Annotated in this window: 3 protein-coding genes; all 3 read right to left on the bottom strand. The window is 73.3% G+C overall.

Annotated features, from left to right (window positions below):
- On the bottom strand, positions 1–1,983 hold a 1,983-nt coding region (locus ACOV8S_RS32185; protein WP_448322101.1), incomplete at its 3' end, for a DUF6603 domain-containing protein.
- Entirely contained in the window at positions 1,980–4,598 is a 2,619-nt protein-coding gene (locus ACOV8S_RS32180; protein WP_448322100.1) for a hypothetical protein, read from the bottom strand. The genes ACOV8S_RS32180 and ACOV8S_RS32185, both read right to left, overlap by 4 nt.
- A gap of 358 nt (positions 4,599–4,956) precedes the next feature.
- On the bottom strand, positions 4,957–5,589 hold a 633-nt coding region (locus ACOV8S_RS32175), incomplete at its 5' end, for a C39 family peptidase (RefSeq protein ID WP_448322098.1).

Raw genomic sequence — 5,589 nt, 5'->3', positions numbered from 1 at the left:
GGCCAGGGGGTCGCGGGGGAAGAGGACGGAGTCGAGCGCCTTGGTGCGGACGCCGGCCCGCAGGGTGTCCACCGAGACGGAGCGGTTGATGCCGATCAGGCCGCCGACGCCGTTCAGGGTGAAGCCGAACCCGAGTTGCAGCGGGGTGAACTCGGCGCACACCAGGATCAGCAGCGAGAAGCCGTCCGCCCCGTCGGGCATCCGGGTGGTGAGCAGACCGACGGCGGTCAGCGCGATGCTCTCCATCTGGAGGGCGAGGACGCCTGCGTATTCCTCCTTGGCCCGGTCGAAGAAGAGGTAGCCGCCGCCGGTGACGGGGCCCGCGGCGACCTTGAGCGCGGCGCCCTTGGGCAGGGCGAAGCCGGCGCCGAGGCCGACCGGGCCGAGGTTGCCGTCCCGTGCGGACAGGCCGGCCTCCAGCCCGATCCCTTCCACGGTGGCGGTGACCGGGCCGAGGGTGATCCGGGCGGTCGCGCCGACCCGCGCGGTGAGCTCCTCGCCCTCCGCGTCGGCGCGCAACTCCAGCTGCACGGAGACGAGTTCGATGGGCCCGAGGCGGGCGTTGACCGGAAGGACGGCGTCCAGGCCGCCGGAGCCGGCGAAGGTCAGGCCCCTGCGGCGGGACCAGCGCAGGCCGAGGGCGAACTCGGTGCGCAGCCCGTCGGCTGGCAGGACGGAGGCGAGGAATCCGTCGCCGTCGCCGCCGGCGACCACCACGGCGGCCCGGTCGGCGGCGACGCCGATCTCGACGTCGGACGGGTCGGGCTCCCCGGGGCGCCCCTGTTCGAGGACGGCGCGTATCCAGGCACGGAAGGAGCCGATCTCCAGCCGGGTGCCGTCGGCGCTGCCCAGCAGCACGGCGGGCGGCTCCTGGCCACCGCCCGACGGGTCTCCCTTGCGCAGCTCCAGACCGAGTTCGGCGCGTCCGCCGGTGGGAGCGCCGTCGGAGAAGGTGACGCCGCCCGGGCCGAGCGCGACGGCCGGGCCCGCCCCCGCGAGGTCCGCGCGCATCACCCAATCCCCGAACTGCCGCTGGAAGGCGGCGGATCCACGGGGCACGAGGACGAAGCCGAGGTCGCCGGTGTCGGCGGAGCCGATGCCGAGGGTGGCCCCGAGGGTGACGGCCGCCTGGGTGACCGGGCCGGAGGGCGACACCGGCAGCTGGAAGGTCAGCATCCGGCGGCCGAGGGCCACCGAGGCGGGCGTCAGGTCGGTGTCGGTGGTGTCGCCGAGTCCGGCCAGCACGTCGCCGACGCCGAGCGCGCGCAGCAGGTCGGCGAGGCGGGGGAGCAGGAGCGCGGCGAAGGCGTCGGCGGCCTCCTCGTCGGCCGGCCCGTCCGGCAGGTAGGCGGCCCGGAGCGCTCCGACCGGGTCGCGGACCAGTTCCACGAGCCGCTCGGGGCGCAGTCTGTCCCGGGCGACGGGGACCCGGACGGCGGCGCCCTCGACACCGGTGACGGTTTCCTCCGCCGCTCCGCCGGAGGCGGGGCCGAGGGGGTCCTCCTCGACGAGCACGCCGAGCACCACGAGGACGGAACGCAGCAACGGGTGATGGAGCCGGAGCCAGTCGGCGACCAGCTGATGGACCACGTCCTCGGCGAACCGGCCGGGGTCGAGGTCGGCGAGGGCGGGCGGGACGGTGCGCACCACCTGGACGGCCTGGCCCACGGTCCGGAGCAGCTCCTGGAGACCGTCGAGGTCCTGCGGCGGGTTCTCCACAGCCTCCTGGAGGGAGCCGACCACCCCGGCGACGTCCTCGAGCCAGCCGGCCACCTGCTCGCCGGCGTCGTCCCCGGCGGCCTCGGGCCGCCAGCCGGTCGCGGCGAGGAAGCGGGCCAGCGCCATCGGGTTCGCGGCGGCGTGGGTGAGCGGCTCGATCAGCCGCAGCACCTCCTCCACCAGGGCGGACTGGCCGTCGGTGGTTTCGGCGGGCGCGGCCGGCTGATCCGGGGAGGCGGGAGGGTTCTCCTGCGGGGTGCTCATGCCTGCGTCCCTTCGTTCGCGTCGTCGTGCGCGTCGTGGTGCGCGCCGTCGTGCGCATCGTCGTTCGCGTCGTCGCCCGCGAGGAGGCTGTACGGGCCGGTCGGCGGCGCGGCCCCCGGGGCGACGCCGTGGGCGTCCGGGGCGAGCGTTCCGGAGTCCGGTCCGAGGGGCAGCGGGAGGACGAAGCGGGTGAGCGGAGCGGCCGTCCGCTGCCCGTCGAACCGCCACCACAGGGTCTGGCTCACGGACTTGTCGTCGCCCGCGCCCCAGGTGAAGGTGACCTCGCCGATGTTGTTGTGTCCGACGATCGCCCGCCCGGTGCCCTTCACCAGGTAGGAGAAGTGGTTGCCGGAGGCGGCGGCGTAGTCGGCGACGGCCTGGCTCGGATCGTCGGGCGGGAACGCGACGGGGATCGTCGCGTCGGGGCGGGGTTTCGCCATGGGGTCGTCGTGCTCGAAGTACTCGTACAGGCACTCCCAGTGGGGCGTGGGGCTCAGCACCTTCCGTCCGCGCGGCGGTTTGACGAGACCGGGCGACCGGGTGAGGAGGGTGCGCTGCGGGGGGTCGCCGGGCAGGCCTTCCACGTCGACGGCGATCCTTCCGCCCGGGGGCACGTTCCAGCCCAGGTGGGTGGCCCAGGGGGCGGTGAGGGCGTAGCCGAGGGTCTGCAGGGTCTTCGTGCCGCCCGACTGGTTCTTCAGGGCGCTGGCGGTGAGCTGGGCCAGGACGCCGCGCACCTTGCCCGCCGGCGCCTTGTAGGGGTGGGTGGCGCCGTAGCGCATGCGGACGGCGAAGCCGTAGTGGACGTCGCCGCCCAGGGAGACGATCCGGCGCCGCCGGACACCGTCGGGGCCGGGTGCGGCCTGGCCGAACAGGCGGGCGAGGAACTTCTGGAAGGCCTCCTCGTCGTGGCACCAGGCCTCGCAGTCCTGCCAGAGGTAGCCCGTCTCCATGTACTTCCTGATCGCCGGCTGGGCGATCTCCTCGATCTGCGGGTGGCCGAGCACCGGGCAGGGCGACAGCAGCACGGTGACCTTCTCCGTCCCGCGGTCGGGCGCCGATTCGAGCATCGCGGCGTAGGAGGCGTCGGACCAGATGAGCGCCGGTGAGTCCTTGGGGCCGCCGCGGAAGACGCGCTGGGTGCGGGTGTCCACGGCGACGAGCTGGTGGGCGGGCCAGTCGACGCTGTAGTGCCAGATCAGGGAGCCGTCCTCGCGCACGATGCGGCCGGAGGCGGTGCCGTCGGGCACCCCGGTGCGGCGGGCGATCACGGCGGCGGTGCCGGGCGCGGTGTGGTCGGGCTGGGACAGGGCGGCCAGCAGGTCGCGTCCGGCCTCGCCCGCGGCTCCGGGCCCGAAGGCCTCCGGGACGTTGCCCCAGTGCTGGAACACCGCGTAGGCGGTCAGCCCGTTGGCGAGGAACCGCCGGCCGTGGTCGGTGGAGCAGACGCCGTCGACCCAGGACGAGGCGATGTACCAGTCGTCGGTGATCTCGTGGTCGTCGAACATCATGTAGGTCGCGGTGTTGGCGAGCGCCCGCCGCACGTCGGGGACCGTCTCCCCGAAGTTCTTGATGTTGCCGCACCGCTCGAGGAAGTCCTTGTAGACGCCCAGCGACTTCTTGCGGAAGGAGTGCACGAACCAGAGCTTGTCGGCCTCGTCCGGGTGCGGACTGCCGATGGTCCGGTGGTCGTCCTCGTAGAACTGCGGGAAGAGCAGACGCAGGTCGAACCCCTGGGGCCACAGGGTGTCCGACCAGCACAACAGGTACATGACATAGAACTCACCGAGGGTGAGCAGGTGCGAGTGCCCCACGTCGCCGGTGAGGTGGAAGTCCTCGACGGTGAGCTGCTGCCGCTTGCCGGGCTTCATCAGGAGCAGCCGGTGCTCGCGGGGCAGGGTCGGGAAGGTCTCGTCCCGGCCCAGCAGGACGCGCCCGTACTGCGTGCACATGTGCAGCAGGACTTCGGCGACGTCGTCGGCGTAGATCTGGTCGCCGGTGAGGAAGAGCTGTTGCGGGCGGTGGGCGGGCTTGCCGATGTCGGCCGCGAGGACCTGGTCCAGGACGGCCAGGGCGTCCAGTCCGGGGCCGTGGGGCTTGCGGCAGGAGGCGTGGAAGAAGCGCAGCTTCGACGGGTGGTCGGGCGGGGTGACGAAGCTCGGCTGGTCGGGCGCGCCGGAGCCGTAGAGCAGGCGCCCGCGTGCCTGGTCCCCCTTGGCGTGGACGACGCCGTCACTGAACAGGCCGGGCGCACCGGCCGGGACCGGCGTGTCCGGGGCGGCGGTGTCCGCGGAGAACCGCACGGTGTACCGGTGCACGGTCCCCGGCCGGAGCGCACCGGCGGACGCGGGGCGGGCGGTGACCGCGACGACGTGCAGGTGCTCGCCGATCCGCGCGGTGACGGCGGTGCCGCGGGCCACCGGTTCCGGCAGCGGTCCGCTGCTGCCGGTGAACACCTCCAGCGTGACCTTGCGGGCGGCCTTGAGCGCGAAGAAGACGGTCACGCCCGCCTCGTCCACACGTCGGACCATCGGCCCGGCCAGCACCAGAGGCAGCTTCTCGACGTCCAGCGACGGCAGAGCGGGCATGCTGCCGCCGACCCCCGAATCCCCCATGATTCCTCCGCTTCAGGGCACGGCGGAGCACCCCCGCGCCGGAGCACCGCCGCGTGGTCGGCCACGGCGGTTCAGCACACGTCACACAGTCCCCGTGGACGTGACGTGAAGACCTTCTTCACGCCATCGTCACGACCAAGGCCGCATATGGCAAGAGAGTTGGACGAAGGGAATCCCTGGTTCACCACTGCTGCTTCACGCCGGCTTCACGACTGCACCATATGGAGTGCACCGGCCGCGAGTTGATACACCCTCAGGTCCATCGACGCCGCGCCGGCCGCCCCGCCGGTCCGGCCGCCACGGACATCCGCCGGTGTCGCGGACCCCGGTCCCGGACGGTCCGCCTCAGCCGCCCGGCTCACCAGTTGGCGTCCGCACCTTCCACGTTGGCAGGCAGGGGCAGCTCGGGAGGGTGGACGAGGTAGACCACGCCGCCGCCGCCGGACGCCGACAGCCAGACGTGCTCGAACTCTCCGCGCGGGTAGACCCGCCGCACCTCCTCGTCGGTGGCCGAGAGGGGGTCGTTGACCACGACGTCGCCGCCGGCCGTGAAGCCACAGACGATCTTGATGCTTCCGGCCGGCGAGTAGCCCGCGCCGGCGAGCTCGCCGATGCGGAAGCTCTGGGCCGTGGCGATCGGTATGCCCGCGCGGATGAAGCGTTCGAGCTCGCCCAGCGAGCGCAGGCGGGTGACCATCCCGCCGAGTCCGTACCGCGCCGGGTAGGCGGCGTTGAAGGCCCAGTTGCCGCACCCCTTGTACGCGTAGTCGTAGACCGCGCGAGCGGTGAAGTCGACCTGCGGCGCGGTGTCTGCGGGGTCGATCCACGCCATCTCCGCGGCATCGGGACCGTGGCCGAAGTACTCGACGAGCATCGCGGTGCAGGCCGGCGCCGACCACGCCTCCCCGCCCCCGTCCCACTGAGGGCTGTGGCCGGTGTGCAGTTCCTGGGAACGGCGGGGGACGTCGAGAACCGTGCCCCAGGCCCCGGC

It is taken from the genome of Streptomyces sp. CO7 (assembly GCF_053474865.1).
The sequence above is the reverse complement of the archived record's forward strand: the minus strand, read 5'-3'. Positions and strand labels throughout refer to the sequence as shown.